The organism is Geobacillus sp. WSUCF1, from assembly GCF_000422025.1.
Classification (GTDB): Bacteria; Bacillota; Bacilli; order Bacillales; family Anoxybacillaceae; genus Geobacillus; species Geobacillus zalihae.
In genome coordinates this window covers 1-23189 of the sequence record NZ_ATCO01000052.1, presented here as the reverse complement: position 1 = coordinate 23189, position 23189 = coordinate 1, and the positions used below count along the sequence as shown (strand labels likewise).

The window sequence follows — 23189 nt, the reverse complement described above, 5'->3', positions numbered from 1 at the left end:
AGGTGGTGGGTAGTTCACCGTAGCGTCGGCATGCGCGCTTCTTGCTGAAATCGGTCCACACCAACAGGGCAAGGAGCCAAACGCCTTGCCCTCTTGTTTTCTATAAGGTTGGTGAAAAAACCACCATTGCGCGAACTTGTCGCTTTCAAGTGAAAAAAGCGTTGTAGAGTTTCGCAGTTCAAGAAGAGCATTTCTTTTCTATCATTACCAACCTTCTATGTCTTTACCGTTTCCCTTCCTCATCTGCTCCCGGCGAAGGAAGCGGGGGCTGAGAACGTCCGTCCGCGCTGTTCGCTTCGGCAGCCGGTTTGGACTTCCACCATTCAACTACTGCATTCAGCCGCTGTTCAAGCTCGTTCGCCGTTTTGCGCCAAACTGCTCCGTCCGTTTCCAGCTTGTCAAGCTGTTGTTTGACGCGATCAAGCGACGAGCGCAAAGCCGAAAGAAGATTCATCGCTTTTGATTGTTCTCCAAGCTTCAACGTTTCTGTTGCATACGAAACTGCGTTCTTCCATAGAGCGTCTTGTTCCTTCCATTTCTCGATATCTTGGCGGATGGCGGCCGTTTGTTGATCGATCATTTCGTTCCACTCCTGCAGTCGAACCTTGATTTCTTCATATTGCGCTCTTTCTTCGCTTCCAGCTGTTTGTCCGCCCGCCATGGCCCGTTCAAGCTGTTGGAGAGAAGCCGAAACAGCGTTCAGCTTTTCTGCGAGCGTCCCCCATTCATCCGTTCTCGCCTTGACACGCTTCTCCAACGCTGGGACGTTTGCTTGCAGCGTCTCAACCATACGGGCGGCGCTGTTATCGCCTTGCTTTTGTTCATCCAGCTGCCAGATGAGCCGTTCCGCTTCTTGCGCGAGATCTGTTTGTTCGAGTGCGCTTTGCTCCGCTTGCGCTAGAGTTGCACCAGAAAATGAGGCCGACAGCGACATGCCGGGGATGGAGAGACGGGAGGCCGTCATCTTCGTCGCCACCAACGTGACGTCTCTCAAGCACTGCTTAATGGGAAACCCATCCAAGCAAAGGCCCCCGAACTTCAATTTCGTCACATCGAGCTTCATCCAAGTGGCGCTCGCTGTTCCTTCCGAGCGAATCGACAGCACGATGGTTCCTTGCGGCGTGTCGATGGCCCGTTCCATTGACAATCCGCTGATGTCTGCTTGGATGAACGCAATCGGAAGCTTGCCGACGATCACTTTCGGCGAACCAAGGATAATGCCCCCTAAATCGAGGATGCCGACGACTTTATCAGCATGAATGACAAATCCTTGTTCCTCCCCTGCAGCGAGTGAACGCGAACCGCCAAGCGGCAAGCAGAGGAGAAGCAGCAACGCAAGAAACGACATTTTGAGCCATTTGATGGATTTCATTGGGTTCCTCCTTTATCCTGTCATCGTTGGCGAATGCGGCGGGATCGGAGAGGCGGGGGGAGAAGAATCACTGCTTGTTTTTTCTTCCTGTTTCCCGCTCCATCCGACCACAAGCGCACCTCCTAAAAGCCCGATCACCCCTCCGATGATCAGACCTCCTGCTGCACCGACGAAAGACAGAATGGAAGCAAGAATAAGAAAGCTGCCGATGGTGACATGGCTTTGCGGTTTGATCATGCTTAAAATGGACAAAACGATCATCACCAGCCCCGTGACCAGCCCAGCCCACATCAGCCCGCTTCCAGGAAGCAGCAACATCGGAAACACGCTAATGCCAACGATCAAGACGAATATCGCGCCAATCATCCCGAGCACCGATCCTAACACAGGACGATAGCGGTTTTTAGCAAGCAAAAGCCCGACGGCGCACGGCAGCATCCAACCTAAGGCATACGACAACAGCGGCCCGACAAAGCGGGCTGCATCGTGAACAGACCAAAGGCCATAATGGAACATCGAAGCGGCGGCGATAAGCAGCAACCCTCCAACCAGCAGCGCTCCCCCCGCCCGGCGGGCAGCCGACCGCGCTTGCCGCCATGTCTCGGTCTTTCTCTTTTGCCAGCCGATGCAAATCATATATCCAAGCAACACGAAGGCAAGAACGATGGAGGACTGAACGGCCATCGGAATCGATCGCGCCCATGTTTGCCACGGCGCCGCCCTCTCAGCGACAAACAGGGCGTTTAAAGCGAAAAACGTCACGAGGGATCCACCAAAAAACAGCCAGACGTAATGAAAACGCGTGCGGATATAACGGCCTTGTTCTTCCTGGCGCACGATGAGGCGAGAGGCAACAAAAGCAGCCAGCGCGCTGCTCGCCGCCCCTCCCACCGCTGCCCCAACAACCCCGATCGACAGCCATTGACTCCCGCCAACAAGCATGCCGGGCAAAAAAGCCGCCGCTCCATATTTCGCTCGCATCAAAGCAGTTGGGCGTTCGAGAAGCGGCCAAACGGCCGCCGCGAGAACAGCGGCCAGCGCCAGTCCACCCCACAGCGCTCCTTCAATCCCTCCTTGGAGCACGATTCCGCCGATAAACGCGCCCGTCAGCGCCCCTATGACCGCAATTTGCCCAATCTCGAACATCTTTCCCATGGTCTTGCCTCCCTTTACCCGTTTTCATCTTCTCTCTCGGCAAGTGACAGCAGCGGACAAGCTGAACACTCCGCCGTCCCTCTTTCCGTCACCCCTTTGATCCACAGTTGATGCAACTTTCGACACAAGGAACAAGATCACAGATCATCCAATTCATTTTGGGAGGAATAGGAGATGAACCGCTCTCATTCAAATGATGATCAGACCGGATTAAAAGTCGCCGACACGGCTTCCGTCCTTCATGTTGGCGATCACTTTCAACTTCATGTTCGGAATCGTGATCGACCCAGCCGACATGTAATGCGTGTTCAAGCTCGGTTTGTCAAGAGTCAAGCTCGGCGCGCTCAAATCGATAACATTGAGCGGGTTGTCGGTTTTATGCTCTTGCGTCTCCAAGCCGGCAAATGACGTGCTGTCCGCTTGAATGCCGGTGACGCGCAATTTTAAATTTTGCCCGCTCACATTGCCGCCGGTAACGACAACATCGATGCTTTTAATGCCGTAAGCGCCGAGAGCCGATTCGGTGTTGATGTTTTTCGTCAGCACCAAATTGGTGATGTTCGCCGACGCCAAGTCGACGGCGGCCTGTCCCCAAGCCCCTCTTTGTTCGGTTTCACCGATGGCGGGATACAGTTTAAACCCGGTTCCCGTAATTTTATCAGCGCTGATCGTAAATCCCCCAACTCCTGAAAGCGGAAACGCCGCAAACGCCGTCCCTGACAGAAGCAACATGGCAACCAAAGCGATGACGGCGAGAAATCCCGTCCCACCCGCAATGGCAAATCGTTTTGGATTGACCGCAAACAAGCTCCCCATTTTTTCATGCCCCCTTTGTGTTCCTTCATCCGACAAGCTTTGATTCATCCCTATTCCCCCCAAAATAAATACCTTGCTCCCCTTGAAGGCAGCAGCGGTCTTGCCCACATGCCGCACAAACCGGCTGCGCCCTCCCTCGCACCTATTTCGCGCCCAAGCTGGAAAAATACTGGATGAGACGCTTTCTCCCCTGTTTTTTTAGAAGATTGGTGAAAAGCCGCGTTTTCTTCAAAAAGATGGGTCCCCGAATGCACGAAAGAGCTGTTGACCAAGCTGCTCCTTGCTGGTGCATTTTCTCCAAATCACCGACCTTTTCTAGATGCGGGCGGGGGGAGGGGGCCACCCGCCCGTCCGCTCATGACTCAGCAGCCGTTTTTTCGAGCTCCTCAACGACGTCGACGCGCTTCGTGCGGCTGATTTGCTTTTTGCGGAGGTTGAACTGTTTCACCACATATCGATTCAACAAATCATAGTCGATCTCGAGCGCATATGTGCGGGCGAGCTGCTGCTGGCGCTTTCCGAGCTCGGTCAAATAGGCGACATAGCCGATGACATGCGGCCATAATTCATCCATATACTGGATAAACAACTCGTAATACCGCTCATTTTCATTGACGAGCCGCTGGATCGTATAAAGGCCGAATTGGATATGGCGGCCTTCATCCATGTTCAAGTAATCGATCCCTTGCAAAAGGCCAGGGAACAGCCCGGCTTTTTTATAAATTTGTCGGAACGTGTAATAGCCTGATTCGGCAAGCGTCCCTTCGACGATCATGTTGTAGACGGTGGCGGCGCGGATGACCGCTTCCGGCGAGTCGTCGGTGTACAGACGGTTCATCGCTTCCGGCAGCGCTTCATAAAAGATGCGTTTGTAATCATCGTTATGGAAGACGGACAAATCCATTTGCCCGATGCCGACCGCCTGCTGCCAGCGGGAAAACATCTCGACATGTTTCGCTTCATCATGCATAAACGTCGTCAAAAACAAGACATCCTCCAGCCGCCCTTGGCGCGCGAGGGCGTGGGCCATCGGCAAAATGTCGAGCGTCACCGCCTCTTCGCCGGCCGAGAAACCGGCAACAAGCGGCAGCGCGGAAATTTTTTCTTCGCTCGTCAAGCTGGCAAAATCCTTCTGATCTTGGCTGAAGTCGATGTCGGCTGGGTTCCATTTGCCGTTCCGCTTCGCTTTTTCATACAACTTATACATCGGATGCTCCCAGTCAATCGTTGCTTTCACAGTTTGAAAGCCGTCATGATGGACCATCATTATTCCCTCCTTATATCGTTCAGCTTTGATGAAATCGATCCGTCCGAATGTCCTTCGAAAGTAAAAACGTTCCGACAAGGTTTTCCCCTGCTGTTAAAACAACGTCATCGGCCGGTCATTCAAGTCGCAAATAACCGTTTTCGTCTCGAAATAGGCATCAAGCGCCTGCATGCCAAGCTCTCTCCCGAGGCCGCTTTGCTTGTACCCGCCAAACGGCGCAGTCGGCGACAGCACTTGGTACGTGTTGATCCACACGGTTCCGCTTTTCACCCGCCGCGCTAAGCGGAGCGCCCGTTTGATGTCATTCGTCCAAACCGCCGCCGCCAAGCCGTAAATCGTATCGTTGGCAATGGAGGCGGCTTCCTCTTCATCTTGAAACGGAATGACAGCGGCGACCGGCCCGAAAATTTCTTCACAGGCGATGCGCATCGATGGCGATACATCGGCAAAAACCGTCGGTTCGATGAAATAGCCGCCGCCAAGCCCCTCCAAAGCTCTTCCGCCCGCCGCGAGCCGTGCTCCTTCCTGCTTGCCGATGTCAATGTAGCGCAACACTTTCTCGTATTGCTCCCGGCTGATGACGGGGCCAAGGTCGCTGCGCGCATCCACGCCAGGCCCGACTTTCAGCTTTTTCGCTTTGCTGGCCAACAGCTCGACAAACGTTTCGTAAACCGACCGTTCGACTAAAATGCGGCTTCCCGCTTGGCACACTTGCCCGGAGTTGTAGAACACGCCAAACAGCGCGCTTTTCGCCGCCTGTTCCAAGTCGCGTCGGCAAAGATGATGTTCGGCGACTTGCCGCCGAGCTCGAGCGTCACCCGTTTGATGTGCGGCGCGGCCGCTTGCAAAATATGGCGGCCGGTCGCCGTCTCGCCGGTAAACGCGATTTTCGGCACGCCAGGGTGGCTGACGAGCGCTTTTCCGGCCTCATCGAGTCCAGGCAGGACGTTGATGACGCCTTCCGGCACGCCGGCCTCATGGCAAATCTCAGCAAGCTTCAACGCCGTCAGCGGCGTTTCCGGCGCCGGTTTTAACACCATCGTACAGCCGGCAGCGAGCGCTGGGGCGATTTTCCATGACGGCATCAAAAGCGGAAAGTTCCACGGGGTGATGAGCCCAGCCACCCCGATCGGCTCCTTCATCGTCCACGCCATATAATCCGGCGCCGAGCCGGCGACGGAAAACGGCAGCACCTCCCCTTGCGGCTTGACGACGAGCGAGGCGAAAAAGTCGAAGCAGTCGGCGGCAAGCGGAATTTCAATAAACAACGCTAGATTGATCGGCATGCCGTTTTCCCGCGTCATGAGTTGCGCCAGTTCGTAGTGGTGCTGGCGGATCAGTTCGGCGATGCGCCGCAAGATGCGCCCGCGTTCGAGCGGCGGAATCGACAGCCAACGCCGGTCCGAAAACGCCTCTTCGGCGATGGCGACCGCTGCGTCGACATCTTTTTCCCCGGCGTTGGCCACACGGGCCGTCACTTGGCCTGTCGCCGGGTCGATGACGTCAAACATCGCGCCATCCGCCGCCGGCCGCCATTCTCCTCCAATCCATAAACCAGCTTCTGTTGTTTTCATAGAAATCATCGTCGTTTCTCCTTTCCCAACCGCTATATCGGGCGCAAAGCCGATGGAGACAGCGCATTTTCAAGTGCTTACAGCGCCCCCTGGCGACATCCCGCCATGCATTCCCAAGCTCGCCTGCTATAGCAACAAGTCGCTCCGTCCGATTTCCTGCAAATATTCGCGGTACGCCGGGTAAATGGCGTCAAGCTGCGGCAATACTTTCAAGGCGTTCACAAGCGGCCCTTGCACTTTGATTTGCTGGCGGGCGAGCGCCTGCTGCAAATCGAGCTTCCCGAGCCAAAATTTATGCCCGACATCCGCCGTCTGCTCAAAAATGAGCTCCGGGCGCAGCGCTGTTTCGCCGCAGACAATTTTCAATTTCCTGTTTTCCTGCGCCCATGTAATTTTCGCTTCCGGCTTATGGAAAATGTATTGGACAAACGCGTCATATCCGGGCCCGAGCTCCGTCGCCGCAATCAATTCTTTTGACTCTTCCGTTTCGGCCACGCGTTCAAAAAAGCGGCCGAGAACGTCGTATACTTCCTGCTCGCTTTGAAACACCGGCATGTCAATCCCCCTCTCGTCTCGATCGTTCCACGTTTTTTCGATCCCCTTGTTTGCCCGTCCAAACACCGGCCTTCCCGTTTTCGTCCAAGGGCGGATGGAACGCCCTCTTTCCGACCGCCCAACAGCTTCTCTTGTTTGTTCACCCAAACGCACGCGGGGCGGCTTGTCGTCTCATTCTTCAAAGCGAATGATGCCGCGAATGTTTTGCCCGCTCTTTAAGGCGGCGAATCCGTCGTTGATTTGGTCGAGCGAATAGACGGCGCTGATGAGCGGTTCGAGCTTCAGCTTGCCCGCCGCGTACAAATCAAGCAGCTTCGGGTAGTCAACCGGCGGATTGCCTTGGCCAAGCCACGAACCGGTCAACGTTTTGGATTGGGACGGCAGCGAAAAGGCGTTGATCTCCACCGTTTCATGCGGCGCGGCGATGCCGACGATGACCGTCGTTCCCGCTTTTCGCGTCATGTTGTATGCGTCGGCCATCGTCTCCGGGCGGCCGATCGCTTCAAACGCATAGTCGACGCCGATGCCGTCGGTCAAGTCGAGCACGGCGCTGACGGCATCGTCCTCGCGGGCGTTGACGGTGTGCGTCGCCCCGAACGTTTTCGTCATCGCCAATTTTTCATCGACGACATCAATGGCTATAATTTGTTTCGCCCCCGCTAACGCGGCTCCTTGAATGATATTGAATCCGACGCCGCCGGCGCCGATCACCGCGACCGTGCTGCCCGGGCTCACCTTGGCCGTGTGAATGGCGGCGCCGACGCCGGTGATGACGCTGCAGCCGATCAAGGCGGCCACTTCAAACGGCACGTCGCGGCGAATCGGAATGACGGCCTGCTCAGGCACAACGGTATATTCACTGAACGCGCCGGTTGTTAAAAACTGATACACTGGCTTCCCTTGCCAAGAAAAGCGCGTCGTCCCGTCGGGCATGGTCCCGGTCGCCGTCAGCCTTGCCGCCTCCTCGCATAGATCGGGCCGCCCGGTGCGGCAATAGCTGCACGTCCCGCATGACGGCACCCAATTGAGCACCACATGGTCGCCTTGTTTGACACTTGTCACCCCTTCCCCGACCTCTTCGACGATGCCCGCCCCTTCATGACCAAGCACGATCGGCAGCGGCAGCGGGAGCGTTCCGTCGATGACGTGCCAATCGCTATGGCATAGGCCGGCTGCTTTCAGTTTCACTTTCACTTCCCCGCGCTTCGGGGCTGCCACTTCCACTTCCTCGATGAAAAGCGGCTCCCCGTAGCGGTGCAATACTGCGGCTTTTGCCATGTCGTTCCCTCCTTTTCCATCCGCCCATTACGCCCGCTTGCCGGCCATATCCGCTTCCTCTTCACGGATGCCGCGGCCCCGCAATGCATCCAAATAGGCGTCCCATTCCTGCTTGAGCGTTTCTTTCAGCTTGAAAAGGCCGATGACGAGCGGCCGGGTCGAATGGTCTTGCAAAAACACATCGCGGATGACATCCTCAAACTCTTCCTTTTTCCCCGGCAGGCCGTGGTCTTTCCCATACAGCAAATGCTTATCGAGCAACCGCCGGATCGTCGGGCTTCCCGGCCCGCCGCTTTGCCGGTAAAACGCTTCGATGCGCTTTGACATCGTCAGCTCTTCTTGTTCCTCGCGCATGTTCCTTCCTCCCTCTTTAAAATCGCGGCCGCTGTTTGCGCGTCCGGAACAGCCGCCAGCCAAGGAAAACGACCAAGATGACAGAAACGGCCAACCCGATGTTGGCGATCGTCGTTTTCTCCATGCCGAGAAACGTTCCGCCCGGGATGCTGGCGACAATAAACCCGGTGGCCATAATGATGGCAAACGCGATGAGGGAAAGCGCCAAACGGTTGGCGATTTGGTTGAGCGTATTGCGCGTCACCGGGTCGGTTTGGACTTGCACGGTCATGCGCCATTTGTTTTCGGCCATCGTCTCCAACACTTTGTTGAACCGGCGCGGGAAGGTGGCGATCATTTCCGCCGTTTCAGCGACAAGACTCGCGTTGGCGCGAAAATTAAAGCGCTTTCCGAGGATGCTTTTTAAAATTGGAATTTCATACGCCTCCACGACTTCGCCGTACGAAATTTCCGGGCAAATCCAGCGCGCCGTCCCTTCGGTGGCGGAAAATCCTTTCGCCCAAAGCGCCAAGCCGTTCGGGACTTTGCAGTAGTTGCGGAGCCCGATCGCCGTCGCTTCAAGGACGAGGCGGCCGTAGTTGTAGCGGCTGCTCCCTTGATGGGCGGACACATAGTTTAACGTCAACGTCCGCAGTTCATCTTTCAATTTGACAACATCGGTGTAAATGGTGGGCGACATCAGTTCCATAAACACTTCGGCGGCGTCTTCCGCCTGGTTGAGCTGGATGTGCAAAATGACACGCATCAAAATTTGCGCCATCACGCTGTCCATCCGCCCGGTCATCCCCCAGTCGATGATGACCGCCTTTTTCGTCCGCTTGTCAATCATAATGTTGGAACCGTGGGCATCCGCATGATAATGGCCGTCGAGCATCGTTTGCACGTAATGATGGACAAGATCGATCATGATGTTGACCCGCTCTTCGAAGGTGAGAAAATCGACAGGGAAGTCTTTAATGAGCCAGCCGTCAATGTATTCCATGATCAAGACGCTTTTCGTCGCTTCATACACGTGCGGAACCGTGACATGTTCAGCCCTCCTTTCGTACTTTTGCTTCATTTCTTGCATTTTTCTTGCTTCTTCCGTCATGTCGAGCTCATCCATGGCGCTGCTGTAATAATCTTGCACGAGCCCCCCAAGATCGAGGGCGGCCTGCAGCTCGGGCGGCAGCCGCTTTTGCAGGCGGGCGGCCATTTTTTTGATAATGGCGATATCGGTTTGAAACAGCTTTTCGACCGTCGGGCGCACCACTTTCACGGCGACGACCGGACCGTCTTTCAGCTTCGCTTTGTATACTTGGGCGAGCGACGCTGAACCGAGGGGCGTTTCGTCGATCCACTCAAACGTCTCGAGGCCGTCGGACAGCTCGCGTTCGAGAATGTATTGAATTTTGGCAAACTCGATCGGCGGCACCCGGTCGAGCAGCTTCTCAAGCTCGAGTGTCACCGGCTCCGGCAGTAAATCTTGCCTGGTGACGAGCACTTGCCCGAGCTTGATGAACGTCGGGCCGAGCTCCTCAAACGCCAGGCGCAGCCTTCGGCCGACATGGCGCCAATAGTCGTTGTCCCCTCCCTTTCCCCGCAGCCTATGGGCGATGGCGTCGCCCAGCACCATGCCGAGCCCGTTTTTGACAAGCACAGCGATGATTTTCCGCCGTCGTTTTCCCGCCGTAATGGCGGCTAGCTCCTCTTCAATGGCCGCGCCAATCGCCGCCCAGTCGCGGGCCGGTTTTGGTTTGGCCGTTTCGATCGACGCGTGCAAACGGCTTCCCTCCTCTCTGCTTTACAGCCGTTCAATAATGGTGGCGGTCGCCATGCCAAAGCCGATGCACATCACTTGCAATCCGTATTTCCCGTCCATGTCCTCAAGCTCATGAAGCAGCGTCGTCATCAACCGGGCTCCGCTCGCGCCGAGCGGATGGCCGAGGGCAATCGCCCCGCCGCGCGGATTGACTTTTGCCATATCCGGCTCGAGCTCCCGCTCCCACGCCTTGACGACGGAAGCGAACGCTTCATTGATTTCGATCACATCGATGTCATCCAAACGCAGCCCGGCTTTGTCGAGCACGCGGCGCGTCGCGGGAATGACGCCGGTCAACATCAAAATCGGATCTTCGCCGACGACCGTGCGGGCGACGATGCGGGCTCTAGGCCGCAAGCCAAGCGCTGCCGCCTTTTCTGCCGACATGAGCAGCACGCCGGCCGCGCCGTCGCTCACTTGACTCGAGTTGCCGGCCGTAATGACGCCATCTTTCGGCTGGAACGACGGCTTGAGCGCCGCCAGCTTTTCAAGCGACGTGTCGCGCCGATCCCTTCGTCGCGGGTGAAGGACACCGTCCCCTCCTCGCCCGGCACGTCAAGCGGAATGATTTCCCGCTCAAACATCCCACGGTCGGTTGCCGCCGCCGCTTTTTCATGGCTTTGCAAGGAAAACGCATCAAGCTCTTCCCGAGACACCCCCCATTTTTTCGCGATCATCTCCGCAGAAATCCCTTGCGGCACGATGTTGTACCGACTTGTCAGCTGGCGGCTGAACCGCCCCATGTCGCTTCCCATCGGAACGCGCGTCATGCTTTCGACCCCGGCGGCGATGGCGATGTCGATGTCGCCGGCCAAAATCGCCTGCGCCGCGCTATGAATCGCCTGTTGGCTCGAGCCGCACATCCGGTTTAAGGAAAACGCCGGCACTCCGACCGGAAATCCGGCGGCGAGCACCGCTTGGCGGGCGATGTTGCCCCCTTGCTCTCCGGTCATTGTCACACAGCCGACGATGACATCTTCCACCAGGCCGGCATCCAGCCCATTTCGGTCGACAAGCGCCCGCAGCACCGGAACAAGCAAATCGACCGGATGGACGCTTGAGAGCGCCCCTTTTTTCTTGCCGATCGCCGTGCGCACGGCGTCAACAATCACCACTTCCCTCATGCCGCTCCTCCTTTTCTGTCTGAACATCGAACTTCCTTCAGCACGCCCCGAAGCGCGGCGTCCGTTTCGTCAAAACGTAAACAATTCGATGCCGCCTGAAACATTCAACCCAATCCCCGTAATGTACTTCGCTTTATCGGAACAAAGGAACACGATGGCATTGGCGACGTCTTCCGGCTCGCCCGGACGGCGGAACGCGGTGCGCTGGATCATGCGCTCATTCATTTTCGGGTTGCCCATGCGAAACGCTTCCGTGTTGATGATGCCCGGGACGATGGCGTTCACCGTAATGCCGTAGCGCGCCCCTTCAAGCGCCATGCTTTTCGTAAAGCTCAGCACCGCTCCTTTCGTCGCCGAATAGCTCGCCTGGCCGAAGCCGCCAAGCGTCCCGGCGACAGACGACATGTTGATGATCCGCCCCCATCCTTGCTCTTTCATATACGGCCATACCGCTTTTGTACAGTTGTACGTGCCGGTCAGGTTCACCCGCAAATCGCGCTCCCAAAACTCATCGTTTTGCTTTTCGATTTGCGAAACGTGGTCGAGCGTGCCGGCGTTGTTGACCAAAATATCAATGGAACCAAACTCTTCTTTGACGCGGGCAAACACTTCTTTCACTTGCTCACGGTCGGTGACGTCCATTTTGAGAGCCAGCGCCCGCCGCCCCATGGCGCGAATGTCTTCCGCTGTCTTTTCGGCGTACACCACTTTTGTACTCTGCATCACTTGTGAGAGCGGTCCATATTTTTGCGCCGTCTGTTTGCTTTCTTCATCCGATTCGAGCAAAATATCGGTAATGACGACATCCGCTCCCGCTTCGGCAAGCGCCAAGGCATCCGCGCGCCCGAGGCCGCGTGAGGCGCCGGTGACGACCGCCACTTTTCCTTTCAGCAGTTCCGCCCATGACGACATCGGTGATCCCTCCGTTTAACGTAAAAATTGCGGTTGTTTCTTTTGGAAAAACGCCGCCAGCCCAATCGCCGGCTCTCCTGTCTTAAACGTTGCTGCAAATGACGCCGCTTCGATGCCAAATCCGTCTTCTGGAAGCCCTTCGGCCGCATAGATGGCCCGCTTGGCAAGCCCCATCGCCCGTACGGCCCCTTCTGACAGTTGCTCGGCAAACGCCGCCGCCTCTTCTTCCAACCGCTCCGGGGGCGTGATGCGATGAATGAGGCCGAGTTCGAGCGCTTCTTGCGGTTCAAGCCGTCTGGCGAGAAAAATGAGTTCCGTCGCTTTCGCCCGCCCGACGAGGCGCGTCAGCCGCTGCGTGCCACCCGCGCCAGGGATCAGGCCGAGCGAGACTTCCGTCAAGCCGATTTTGCCGCCGCCCATGATGCGGAAATCGCAAGCCAACGCCAATTCGCAGCCGCCACCGAGCGCGTAGCCGTTGATGGCCGCGATGACCGGCTTCGGCATCGTCGCGAATCGGTCGAAGCAGCGCTGCATGCGGGCGCTTTGTTCGGCGATGCCCGCTTCATTGCCGGCAAACTGGGTTCCTCGCTGAATCATATCCTTTAAATCAGCGCCGGCGAGAAACGTTTTCGGATGGGCCGACGCGATGACGACAACGCGCACCCCGCGGTCGGCTTCCAATTCATCGGCTGCTTTCTCCAATTCTTCCATTAATCGCTCGCTAATGGCGTTCGCCGGCGGGTTGTCGATCATCACCCAAGCGACTCCTTTGTTTCGCCGCTCGATGCGCAGCGTTTCGTAAGGCATCGGAATTCCCCCTTTCGTTCGATCGAACCGGCAACTTCATAAATGATCATCGCTCTCCACCGCGAGCGGAGATGTTTGGGTCGCCGCCTCGCTCTTCTATACGTGCACCCCGTATGGCGCATACAACCGCCTTGCGGTGACAAGGCGTTGGATTTGTTGCGTGCCTTCGAAAATATCGAACACTTTCACATCGCGGTACAATTTCTCGACCAAATGTCCGTCAAGGCCGACGGGCCCGAGCAGTTCAAGGCACATAGCGCATACATGAAGCGCCATTTTCCCGGCCACTGCCTTGCAGATAGCCGCTTCCATCGCATTCGGCTCGCCAATGTCGGCTTTCCACGCCGCTTCCCACGTCAACAGGCGAGCAACGTCAATCTCTTGCTCCGCCTCGGCAAGCAGGGCGGCTGCTTCATAGTACAACCGTCCTTGTTTCGGGTACTCGCTGCGAACGATGTCAAGCGTATATTCATAGGCGGCGCGGGCGATGCCGACGGCCATGGCCGCGACGATCGGCCTCGTGCTGTCAAACGTTTTCATCGCCACTTGGAAGCCGGACGGGCGATTTTCGTTTGCGCTGTACAGCTCTTCACCGCCAAGCAAATTTTCATCAGGAACAAAGCAGTCTTCAAACAAGAGCTCCGCCGTTTCATTGGCGCGCAAACCCATCTTATGGACGGTGCGGGTCGCGACAAATCCCGGCGTCCCTTTTTCGACGACAAACGCCCGGTGCCCGGCGCGGCCCAACTTCGGATCAACCGTGGCGAACACGACGGCCCAAGAAGCGCGGGCGCCGTTGGTGATGAAAATTTTTTGCCCGTTTAAGAGATAGCCGCCGTCCACTTTTTTCGCCGTCGTGCGGATGCCGGACGCGTCCGAGCCGGCTTCCGGTTCCGTCAAGGCGTAAGCTCCCCAGCGCGGCTCCTCCTTCGTGAAAATGGACAAAAACCGCTGCTTTTGCTCGGGCGTGCCGCTCGATTGAATCGGCGGACCGCCTAAGCCAGGGCCGGGAAGGGAAAGGGCGATGCCTGGGCATCCCCACGCGAGCTCCTCAGCGGCGATGACGGCCACGCGGTTGCCTTCGCGCTCTTTTTTCTCCTTTTTCTTTTCCGAATCAGCCGAAGCACGCCCTCCGCCAAACGAAGACGCATTCAGCTGGATGCCCATTTTGTTGACTTTTTGCAGCCATTCGTCCGGCACCCGCCCGAGCCGGTCGGCCTCCAGCGCGATCGGGCGCACTTCATGTTTAGCAAACCAATGGACGAGTTCTTTGATTTGTTTTTGCTGCGGTGAGAATTCAAAGGAAATCATGGCGCCACCCTCTCTTTCCGTTTGCCCAGCAGCTGTTCGCCGCGGCGGATGAGCCAATCCGTTTCCCGGCCGTACAGCATCACTTGCGCCTGGGCGTCGCGCATCCATTTTTCAGCCGGGTATTCTTGCACGTACCCGTGCCCGCCGAGCATTTGCACGGCCTGATCGGTGACATAGCGCAGGGAACGATGAGCTCGCGACAACGCGCTCCAGGCGTAGCCGCCCGCCTGTTCATCCCCTCGGTCAACTGCAGCGGCCGCTTGCCATACAAGCAGTTTCGCCCCGCGGCATTCGAACGCCATTTCGGCGATCGTAAATGACACCCCTTGGAACTTGGCGATCTCCTGTCCGAACGCCTTTCTTCCCGCAGTGTATTCAATGGTGTAATCAAGCGCCGCCTCCATCAAGCCGACTTCCTTCGCCGCTTCGATGACTTGGTTTCGGGCGCGCATGCGGTTGAGCAATGCATCCGCTTCCGGGCCGCGGGCCACGAGTTGTTCCGGACCGGCGTACACTTCTGCGAATCGAAGGCGAGCGATGCCGGCAGCCAGCAGCCCAAGCCTGATGTCTCCTTCTTCGATCTCCCATACTCGCTCATCAAAGGCGAGCAATACCGTTTCCTCTTCTTCGTCCCTAGCGGCGATGACCGCCCAGTCGGCTTTCGACGCCAAGCGGACTGGAGACGACACCCCGTCCACAATATATCCGCTGCCGCGCCGGCGCACGCGAATCGCTTCCTTCAGCGGTTCTTTTTGTTCCGCTTCGTCGATCCAGGCGACAGTCGGCCATCCGCCTTTCGCCATCTCCCGGTACCGGTGCCACACGCGGTGCTCGGGAGACAGACGAAAGAGGGAAGACGCCTCCCCGGCCCCCGGAAGCCCTTGAATGACGCCTAAATCGCCATAGCTGAGCGCTTGCCAGATGATCGATTGCGACAGAAGCGGCAGTTCCAAGCCTCCCCACGATTCCGGAAGCTCGAGCGTTGACAAGCCGAGCTCATCCACCCGTTCGCTCACATCAACTGAAACCGTTCGATGTTTTTCACACTCTCTTGCGACCGGCCGAATTTTCTCAACGGCTAGGCTGCGGGCAACTTGAAAAAACGCCTGTTCTTCTTTCGACGGTTGAAAGGATATCACCTTGCCCCTCTCCTTTTCCATTACGATTGAACAGCGGGAATGAACTCGCTCGCCCATTCGCGCAGCTTCTTTTTGTCGATTTTGCCGATCATCGTTTTCGGCAAATAGCCGACCTTTTTCAAAAAGCGCGGGGTTTTGTATTTCGCCAACCGCTTTTGGCAAAACTCGATCAGCTCCGCTTCCGTCACTTGGGCCCCGCGCCGAACGACGACATACGCGGCGACTTCTTCGCCCATTTTCGGTGAAGGGACGCCGACGACGCCGGCTTCCAGCACGTCCGGATGGGACATCAGCAGCTCCTCGATATCGCGCGGGTAAATATTGAATCCACCGCGAATGATGACATCTTTTTTCCGATCGACGATAAACACATACCCGTCCTCATCGATGCGCGCCATATCGCCGGTATACAACCAGCCGTCGCGCAGCGCCTGGCGGGTCTCCTCGTCTTTTCCATAGTAGCCTTGAAAAACGTTTGGACCCGACACAATCAGTTCTCCGACTTCGTTTGGCGGCAGGGGATTTCCGTATTCATCGACGACCGCCACCCGAACCCCGGGAAGCGGCAAGCCGACTGATCCAAGCTTGATCGGTTTCGTCGGATCCGTCGCCGTCACAATCGGCGCCGCCTCGGACAGACCGTATCCCTCCAAAATAAGACAGTTGAACTTGCGCTGAAACTGCTCAGCAAGTTCGGGCGGCAGCGCCGCAGAACCGGATATGCAAGCCACCAAGCTGGAAGTGTCGTACCGGTCGGCCTCGGCATAATGGCATAAAGCATGAAACATCGCCGGCACCATCGCCGTATGCGTCACCCGATGCCGCTCGATCGCTTCGAGCGCTTTTTTCGGCTCAAAATACGGCAGAAGGACGACTTGATCCCCCAAAAGGAGCGCGACGTTCATCATCGTAAATCCGAACGCATGGGAGATGGGCAATACCCCAAGGCCGACGCGTGCAAATTCGGTCGGCAGCCGCTTCGCCATCTCAGCGGCCGCTTCCGCATTCGTGGACAAATTGCGGTGCGTCAACACAACCCCTTTCGGCTGGCCGGTCGTTCCCGACGTGTAAAGCAAAGCCGCAGGATCGTTTTCATTGACTTCCGACGTCGTCAGGCTGGCAGGAGCTTGTTCCATTCTCGTTCGCAAAGAGTGAGGAGAATCCGGAGCGTCCAGCGTGACGATCATCGGAGGCGCCGGCAAGCCATTGGCGGCCTCTTTCGCTTTCGCCCACAGCATTTCCGCCGTCAGCACCACTTTCGGTTGGCAGTCTTTAAAAATGTAATGGAGCTCCTGCGTCTGCAACAGCGGCAACACCGGCACGACAACCGCTCCTGCTTTCAAGACGCCGCTAAAGGCGATGATGACTTCCGGGCTGTTCGGCATCGTTACAACAACGCGGTCGCCCGGCTTGACCCCAAGTTCAATCAATGCATGAGCCAGCTGAGACGAACGGGTATCGCATTCAATGTTCGTATATTCTTTTCCTTCGAATACCAGCAACGGATACGGTCCATATTCCTCTATGTTTCGTTTCCAAATATCCGTCAAACGCATCGTCCGCTTCTCCCCTATCGGTTTGTCAGAGGACAGCCGATTTGTCGACCGCCCTCTTTTCCTCCGTTAAGCCTGCTTTGCACTGTTGTATGCGGCGAGCACTTCTTGAAGGCGAAGCGCCAGCCCCATATCTCCGTCAATGCGAAGCCGCCCGCTCATAAACGCCTCCGTTCCGTTCAATTCCCCTTCCGCCATTTTTTTTAAAATCTTCACTGTCCATGCTTAACGTGCAATCAGAAGGCTCTTGCTCCCCTTCAATGACAAATCCTGCATCCGGCCGGAGCACGACTTGGTAGACGCCGGCTTCATCGCCGCTCAAATTGAATTGATACACGGCGACAATTCCTTCCGCTCGTGAAATGTCTTCTTTCAATTGTTGATCGATCATCTGAAACACTTCTTTCACACTGGGCATATCAGTACCTCCTTAATATTTTGAACTATCAGAAATTTTTTGGCCCACTTTTACTATAAACCGCTTTCAATCATTCATCCATCCCGATGATGCTCGGATTTTTCCTTTTGCTTTTGCGTTTTCACCCGACATTTGTCCGGCCATGAAAGCGGGCTACAAAAAATTTCCATCAAACCAAACATCTAAATGACGTTTGGGGCATCACCTTCCTGTCAGCGCCGAGCTCACAAGGCATGAAGAAGTCCATCCTCACCGATCAGCTCCAAATAGCGCCGATAAAGCGGAAACGCCGGCACGATGCGCGGCAGAAGCTGCAGCGCCTTCGCTTTCGATCCTTTTGCCTTCATTTTTCCGGTCATGAGCGCCAATGGAACGTTGATGTTGCCGCCCCAAAATTGGTGGGCGATATCGCCGGTCGTCTTGATGGCAACATCAGGCGCATCGATTGCCTGCCCGAAATAAATGGCGTAGTTTTCACCGGTTTCCGGCCGCCTCGCATCGATGCTGATGACCGCCTCCGGATCGGTCAAATAAAAGACGAACGCGGCGCGGGAACGGCGGATTTGTTCTCCAATCCGATTGATTTGCTCCACCTCGTTGCCGTATTCCTGATACGCTGGATGCTGTCCCCACCAGCTGCGCAGCTCCATTTCCGTCCTTGGGCGCGACGGAATTTGCATAAACTCGCCGATCACCCGATACACATGAGCATCATCACGAAACAATGCCATATCCGTTCACTCCCTTCAATCGAGTGTGCACTCTCATTTTGGCGCGAAACGACTCCCTCCAGCAATTCCGACAATTGCCGGGAGGAAACAGGCAAAACGAAGGGAACCCATGAACACTCAACAAAGCGTATAAGCGATGAAACAAAAAAATAGCCGCCCCGTTTGTTTGAGGCAGCTGTTTTGGCCAACATGGCTGCAACGATTCTTTTTAGGACAATCTTCAGCGCATCATTAATGGTGTAAACTCTCTTTTTGTTAACGCATGCTCGTTTTTTTATCGACAAAGAAAAAAGCAACCTCCTCCCACATTCGTAATCGAATATGAAAAAGGTTGCTTTAGCATGTTTTTGCTAGTTACAAATTACGTTTTTGTTTGTAAATCTCGTCAACCCCTACAAATTCGCCAGCCGCATGACGTCGCGGGCGATCATGACCTCTTCATTCGTCGGGATGACGAGCACTTTGACCGGCGAGTGCGGATAGCTGATGAACGCTTCTTTGCCGCGCACTTTGTTTAGGATGGGATCCCAGTACACCCCCATGAACTCGAGGCCGCGCAACACTTTCGCCCGCACGACTTCGCTGTTTTCGCCGATGCCGGCGGTGAAGATGATGGCATCGACTCCGCACATGCGCGCCGCATACGAGCCGATGTACTTATGAATGCGGTTCGCAAACACTTCAAGTGCCAGTTCCGCGCGCTCATTTCCTTCGGCGGCCGCTTTTTCCAAGTCGCGCAAATCGCTCGAGATGCCGGACAGACCGAGCATGCCGCTCTTTTTGTTCAGCACGTCAATCACTTCATCGGCCGTCATTCCCGTTTTTTCCATAATGTACGGGATGAGCGCCGGGTCGATGTTGCCGGAGCGCGTTCCCATCGCCACGCCGGCTAATGGCGTAAAGCCCATGGACGTGTCGATCGACTTGCCGCCCTCAACCGCCGCGATGCTCGCCCCGTTGCCTAAATGGCACGAGATGAGGCGCAGCTGTTCGATCGGTCGGCCGAGAAGCTCCGCCGCCCGCTGGGTGACGTATTTGTGCGACGTGCCGTGGAATCCGTACTTGCGGATGCCGAATTTCGTGTAATACTCATATGGCAAGCTGTATAAAAACGACTGTTCCGGCATCGTCTGGTGGAACGCCGTGTCAAACACCGCCACGGCCGGCACGTCCGGCAGCACTTCCTGAAACGCCCGAATGCCGACGAGGTTGGCCGGGTTATGGAGCGGGGCGAGCTCGGACACTTCTTCAATTTGCTTGATGACGTCCTCGGTGATGAGCACCGAATCACTGAACTTCTCCCCGCCGTGGACGACGCGGTGCCCGATGCCGTCAATTTCGTCAAACGAACGGATAATGCCGTAGCGAATGAGCTTATCAAGCAGCATTTTAACGGCCGCGGCATGATCCGGAATCGCCGTCACTTCTTGATGTTTTTCACCGTTTACGACAATGGTGAAAATCGCGTCGTCAAAGCCGATCCGTTCGACGACCCCTTTGGTCAACACCGTTTCTGCCGGCATCTCAAACAGCTGGAATTTCAACGAGGAACTTCCCGCATTAATGGCTAGCACTTTCGCCATCGAAAACACAGCTCCTTTTTTGCCAAAATCCGCTCGCGCTTACCGTTAGTGTGCGCGATTGGGCGCCGTTTCACTATGCCTTTTTCATTGTATGCCTCCCGTTTTCGCGTTTCAAGCGCGGCTTTGTTTCGCAACCGGTTGCAAGAAAAAGTTTTTATGTTGTGAAAAATGAAAACGGAGCTGACCGAAAAGGTCGGTGAAAAACAGCGATTCTTCGATGAAGAAAAGAGCAACATTTATCATCTTGAGCCGAGAAGACCCCCCACTTCCACGCGTGAGCGCAAGGGGAGGAAGATGCAACCTCTCGTTTTGTGAAGGGGCTTGACGGCCTATACGGTGATCAAAAAGGGCGTCCCGCTGCGTTTGGGACACCCTTTCGTCAACATTCTTTTTCCTCGGTGATCCAGGCGTCGATTTTCGCCATCATCGCCTGCATCGCCGATTTGTTGGAAAACCGCGGCAGCTCGACAAGCAGCACGTGTTTTGGCTTTTTGACGTTCGGCCCTTTCTTTTGCAAAATCAACACGCTTTTTGCCGCCTGATCGTTTTTAAACATCGACAGCGGCAGCTGCAAGACTCCTTGGACAATGGCCGCCTCTTTTAAAAATTCGTTCAGCTGCCCCGCCTGCGGGCTCGAGAACAACATATTCGGGATGAGGAAAAACAAGTAGCCGCCCTCTTTCGTATAGCGCAAGCTTTGCTCGATGAACAAATGATGGGCATACGACCGGCCTTCCTTCGCTTTTAAGGCGAAGCGGGCGGCATTGTCGTCATCCGGGTAATAGCCGACCGGCAGATCGCAGACGACGACGTCAACCGGCTCAACAAACAGCGGCCTTAGGCTGTCTTGGTTAAACAGCTGCACCGGATGCTTTTGCAAGTTCGCGTTGACGTACGCCAATTTGACAAGCAGATCATCGACATCGCTGCCGTAGCTCGCCGCCTGTTTTCCTCGAAGGCCGTTTAACACCGCCGTCAATAAATTCGCCGTGCCGACGGCCGGGTCGAGGATCTTAAGCGCCAAATGCGAGCGCGTAAACTCGCGGACCAAATACGCCAAAAACAAACTGACCGCATCCGGAGTCATTTGGTGGTGCGGCTGGACATGCTTGCGCATCCCTTTTAACACCGCAAGCTGAAACGCCTTGCGGATTTCTTCGTTTTGAAACCGTTCCAGCATCAGTTCGCGATACTGCTTTTTCAGCCGTTTCGCGTTCAGCTCGCTCACTTCGCTTTGCAGCACGTCGCCGTGGAACAAATTCTCCCCCGTCTCCGCGACGGCTTCTAAATACGTGCATTGCAATTCTTCTTGCAAAAGTTGGGCCGTTTCATCGAATACCGTGAACAACCGTTCGACTGGCGTCATCATCTGTACGTCCCCACCTTTCTGCCAACGTCCCTTCTGTATATTGTACGACCGTCCGCCTCGCGCCGCAAGAAAAGCGCCGATAGGAACGAAAAGGCCCCGAACGGGTCGGGGCCTTTTCATTATTTCGCCGCTTTCGCCGCTTCAATCGCCGCTTCGTAGTTCGGATGGTTCGTCACTTCCGGCACGTATTCGACATACGTCACTGTGTCATTGCTGTCGATGACAAACACGGCGCGGGCAAGCAGGCGCAGTTCTTTGATCAAGACGCCGTATGCTTGTCCGAACGAAACATCGCGATGGTCGGACAACACTTGAACGTTCTCAATGCCGGCGGCGCCGCACCACCGCTTTTGCGCAAACGGCAAATCGACGCTGATCGTCAACACTTTCACATTGTCGAGCTTTGCCGCTTCCTCGTTAAACCGGCGCGTTTGCGCGTCGCAAACTCCGGTGTCGAGCGACGGAACGACGCTGATCAGGCGGACGTGCCCTTTCGTATCCGCGAGCGTCACTTCCTGCAAGTTTTGATCAAGCACGGTGAAATCCGGCGCTTTGTCGCCGACTTTCACTTCGTTGCCGACAAGCGTCACCGGCTGCCCTTTAAACGTCACATAGGCCATGGGTTCTCTCCCCCTTTAGAAAAAATATGTACTACTTCCATACTAAAACGCGGAACGGAATTTTTCAACGATTTTGTCCGTTCATGACAGCAGACAAACAAAAGGCCGGACGCCAACGGTCCGGCTAAATGTCAAAGTCGTCTGCTTTTTGGCCTGCGGCGCCGTCTTTCTTGTTTTTCTTCAGCATCGCCTGAATCTTCTCAAACGCCTGCGGCGCGACATCGAGAATTTTTTCGTATAAGTGCGTGCTTTCATCCAAATGGAGCAGCTTCACCCCGGACGAGTTGACGACGAGAAACGCAATCGGCGTAATCGAGACGCCGCCGCCGCTGCCGCCGCCAAACGGATGTCCGTTCCCTTGGGCCTGCCCGTTCCCGTCGGCTTGCGCCCCTTGGTGGCCATTTTGTTGACCGTCAAGCATAAACTCGCTGCCGCCGGCGGCAAAGCCAAACCCGACTTTCGAAACGGTCAAAATGACACTGCCGTCAGGCGTCTCCACCGGGTCGCCGATAATCGTATTGACGTCGATCATTTGTTTTAAGTTTTCCATCGCTGTTGTCATCAGCCTTGAATCGGATGGTTCGTCATCGTCATTCCTCCTAGTAGCCTTCATTTGCCTGCTTGGCCGCCAATGGGTTTCGCTTTGGCAGCCGCCGTCCGCGCCAATGTTTGACCACTCGCAATCCTGCTACCATAGCATGCCCGATTCGAAACTGAATCATACATAAAAACACCGTTTCCGAAGCGGCCCGATCGTAGGCCGGAACGATGACGACAGCCGGAGTTGTTTTCATGTTCATATAGCGGCTCGCCGCGCCGATGATCATGTATTTCAGCGACCAGCCAAGCCCCACGAGCAAGCCGGTTGACGCGGCGTCGCCGGTGCCGATTCTCGTTTTCCACTCCCATTTCGTAATCGTCACGTGGCGATAAAATTGTTTCATAATTTCATGCAAGTCGACGACTTGCTCGAGAAACCGTTTCAGCTGTCGAAACAGGTCAGCGATTTTTTTTTAGGGTCAATTTCCCTTTCTTTTCCTCCTTCCCGCGCGTTCCCTCCACTCCTTTTTTCTGGAGAAACGCCACTCCCGGCGCATCCGGATCCATGTCCAGCTTGATGAACGGAATGCGGACAGTATAGCGGAGGAGGCCAAACAGCGTGCGCACCACGATTTTGCATTCATCGTCGTCTTTCACATGGCGAAACACGACCGTCACCGATACTTTCATCCAGGCGACGAGAAGAAGCAAAAGAACAACCGTTGCGATGACCGCGATGACTGCTTTCAATGTCCGCCCTCCCTTTCATCATCCATTGTCGCCATCTGGAAAAAAAATAAACCTGCCGTTTCGGCAGGCGGACATTGGTTGACGTTCTGTTCTTGATGCAGGCGGATTGTTACTCGCGGACGACGATCGTATCCGCGAACTGGTCATGCATCCCTTTTTT

Annotated in this window: 19 protein-coding genes and 4 pseudogenes; all 23 read right to left on the bottom strand. The window is 55.8% G+C overall.

Annotation, left to right across the window (positions count from 1 at the left end; all coding sequences use genetic code 11):
* Positions 1-223: 223 nt before the first annotated feature.
* Positions 224-1372: a hypothetical protein gene (locus I656_RS10265; protein ID WP_015375610.1), complete on the bottom strand. Its 1149-nt coding sequence runs from the start codon at positions 1370-1372 to the stop codon at positions 224-226.
* A gap of 12 nt (positions 1373-1384) precedes the next feature.
* Positions 1385-2527: a DUF6114 domain-containing protein gene (locus I656_RS10270; RefSeq protein ID WP_015375611.1), complete on the bottom strand. Its 1143-nt coding sequence runs from the start codon at positions 2525-2527 to the stop codon at positions 1385-1387.
* A 210-nt stretch (positions 2528-2737) separates the two neighbouring features.
* Entirely contained in the window at positions 2738-3343 is a 606-nt protein-coding gene (locus tag I656_RS10275) for a DUF6230 family protein (protein WP_015375612.1), read from the bottom strand.
* A gap of 355 nt (positions 3344-3698) precedes the next feature.
* On the bottom strand, positions 3699-4607 hold the full coding sequence (locus I656_RS10280) for a R2-like ligand-binding oxidase (RefSeq protein ID WP_033005187.1): 909 nt from the start codon (positions 4605-4607) through the stop codon (positions 3699-3701).
* A 96-nt stretch (positions 4608-4703) separates the two neighbouring features.
* A pseudogene (locus I656_RS0115170) lies at positions 4704-6193 on the bottom strand (aldehyde dehydrogenase).
* A 117-nt stretch (positions 6194-6310) separates the two neighbouring features.
* The gene (locus I656_RS0115165) at positions 6311-6739 is read right to left on the bottom strand and encodes a hypothetical protein (RefSeq protein WP_033005185.1); all 429 of its coding nucleotides are present in this window, start codon (positions 6737-6739) and stop codon (positions 6311-6313) included.
* A 171-nt stretch (positions 6740-6910) separates the two neighbouring features.
* The gene (locus tag I656_RS10285; RefSeq protein ID WP_015375616.1) at positions 6911-8017 is read right to left on the bottom strand and encodes a Zn-dependent alcohol dehydrogenase; all 1107 of its coding nucleotides are present in this window, start codon (positions 8015-8017) and stop codon (positions 6911-6913) included.
* A gap of 27 nt (positions 8018-8044) precedes the next feature.
* Positions 8045-8371, bottom strand: coding sequence for a hypothetical protein (locus I656_RS10290; protein WP_011232249.1), 327 nt, complete (start codon positions 8369-8371; stop codon positions 8045-8047).
* Between the two features lie 16 nt (positions 8372-8387).
* The gene (locus I656_RS10295) at positions 8388-10133 is read right to left on the bottom strand and encodes an AarF/ABC1/UbiB kinase family protein (RefSeq protein WP_015375618.1); all 1746 of its coding nucleotides are present in this window, start codon (positions 10131-10133) and stop codon (positions 8388-8390) included.
* 21 nt (positions 10134-10154) lie between these two features.
* A pseudogene (locus I656_RS0115160) lies at positions 10155-11296 on the bottom strand (acetyl-CoA C-acyltransferase).
* Between the two features lie 69 nt (positions 11297-11365).
* A complete protein-coding gene (locus I656_RS10300) occupies positions 11366-12208 on the bottom strand; it encodes an SDR family NAD(P)-dependent oxidoreductase (protein ID WP_011232252.1) in 843 nt (280 codons plus the stop codon).
* A gap of 15 nt (positions 12209-12223) precedes the next feature.
* Positions 12224-13015 (bottom strand): enoyl-CoA hydratase/isomerase family protein, encoded by a 792-nt coding sequence (locus I656_RS10305; RefSeq protein ID WP_015375620.1) that lies wholly within the window; start codon positions 13013-13015, stop codon positions 12224-12226.
* Positions 13016-13111: 96 nt separating this feature from the next.
* Positions 13112-14326: an acyl-CoA dehydrogenase family protein gene (locus I656_RS10310; RefSeq protein ID WP_033005182.1), complete on the bottom strand. Its 1215-nt coding sequence runs from the start codon at positions 14324-14326 to the stop codon at positions 13112-13114.
* Positions 14323-15465 carry an acyl-CoA dehydrogenase family protein gene (locus I656_RS10315; protein WP_033005181.1) on the bottom strand — a complete coding sequence of 381 codons (1143 nt, stop codon included), beginning with the start codon at positions 15463-15465 and terminating at the stop codon, positions 14323-14325. The genes I656_RS10310 and I656_RS10315 overlap by 4 nt, the downstream gene beginning before the upstream one ends.
* A 20-nt stretch (positions 15466-15485) precedes the next feature.
* Complete coding sequence (locus I656_RS10320) at positions 15486-17021, bottom strand: class I adenylate-forming enzyme family protein (RefSeq protein ID WP_015375623.1); 1536 nt, start codon at positions 17019-17021, stop codon at positions 15486-15488.
* Between the two features lie 66 nt (positions 17022-17087).
* A pseudogene (locus tag I656_RS0115155) lies at positions 17088-17436 on the bottom strand (SCP2 sterol-binding domain-containing protein).
* A 224-nt stretch (positions 17437-17660) separates the two neighbouring features.
* Positions 17661-18167 carry a hypothetical protein gene (locus tag I656_RS10325; protein WP_015375625.1) on the bottom strand — a complete coding sequence of 169 codons (507 nt, stop codon included), beginning with the start codon at positions 18165-18167 and terminating at the stop codon, positions 17661-17663.
* Between the two features lie 392 nt (positions 18168-18559).
* Positions 18560-19750 (bottom strand): acetate kinase, encoded by a 1191-nt coding sequence (locus I656_RS10330; protein ID WP_033005179.1) that lies wholly within the window; start codon positions 19748-19750, stop codon positions 18560-18562.
* A 379-nt stretch (positions 19751-20129) separates the two neighbouring features.
* Positions 20130-21119 (bottom strand): class I SAM-dependent methyltransferase, encoded by a 990-nt coding sequence (locus I656_RS10335; protein ID WP_021322113.1) that lies wholly within the window; start codon positions 21117-21119, stop codon positions 20130-20132.
* A gap of 119 nt (positions 21120-21238) precedes the next feature.
* Positions 21239-21739: a thiol peroxidase gene (gene tpx, locus I656_RS10340; RefSeq protein ID WP_011232261.1), complete on the bottom strand. Its 501-nt coding sequence runs from the start codon at positions 21737-21739 to the stop codon at positions 21239-21241.
* Between the two features lie 124 nt (positions 21740-21863).
* Positions 21864-22327 (bottom strand): annotated as a pseudogene (gene ytfJ, locus I656_RS10345) (GerW family sporulation protein).
* A gap of 11 nt (positions 22328-22338) precedes the next feature.
* Positions 22339-22695 carry a DUF2953 domain-containing protein gene (locus tag I656_RS19060; protein WP_020754521.1) on the bottom strand — a complete coding sequence of 119 codons (357 nt, stop codon included), beginning with the start codon at positions 22693-22695 and terminating at the stop codon, positions 22339-22341.
* A 43-nt stretch (positions 22696-22738) separates the two neighbouring features.
* Positions 22739-23029 carry a hypothetical protein gene (locus tag I656_RS19055; RefSeq protein WP_020754520.1) on the bottom strand — a complete coding sequence of 97 codons (291 nt, stop codon included), beginning with the start codon at positions 23027-23029 and terminating at the stop codon, positions 22739-22741.
* Positions 23030-23189 lie beyond the last annotated feature (160 nt).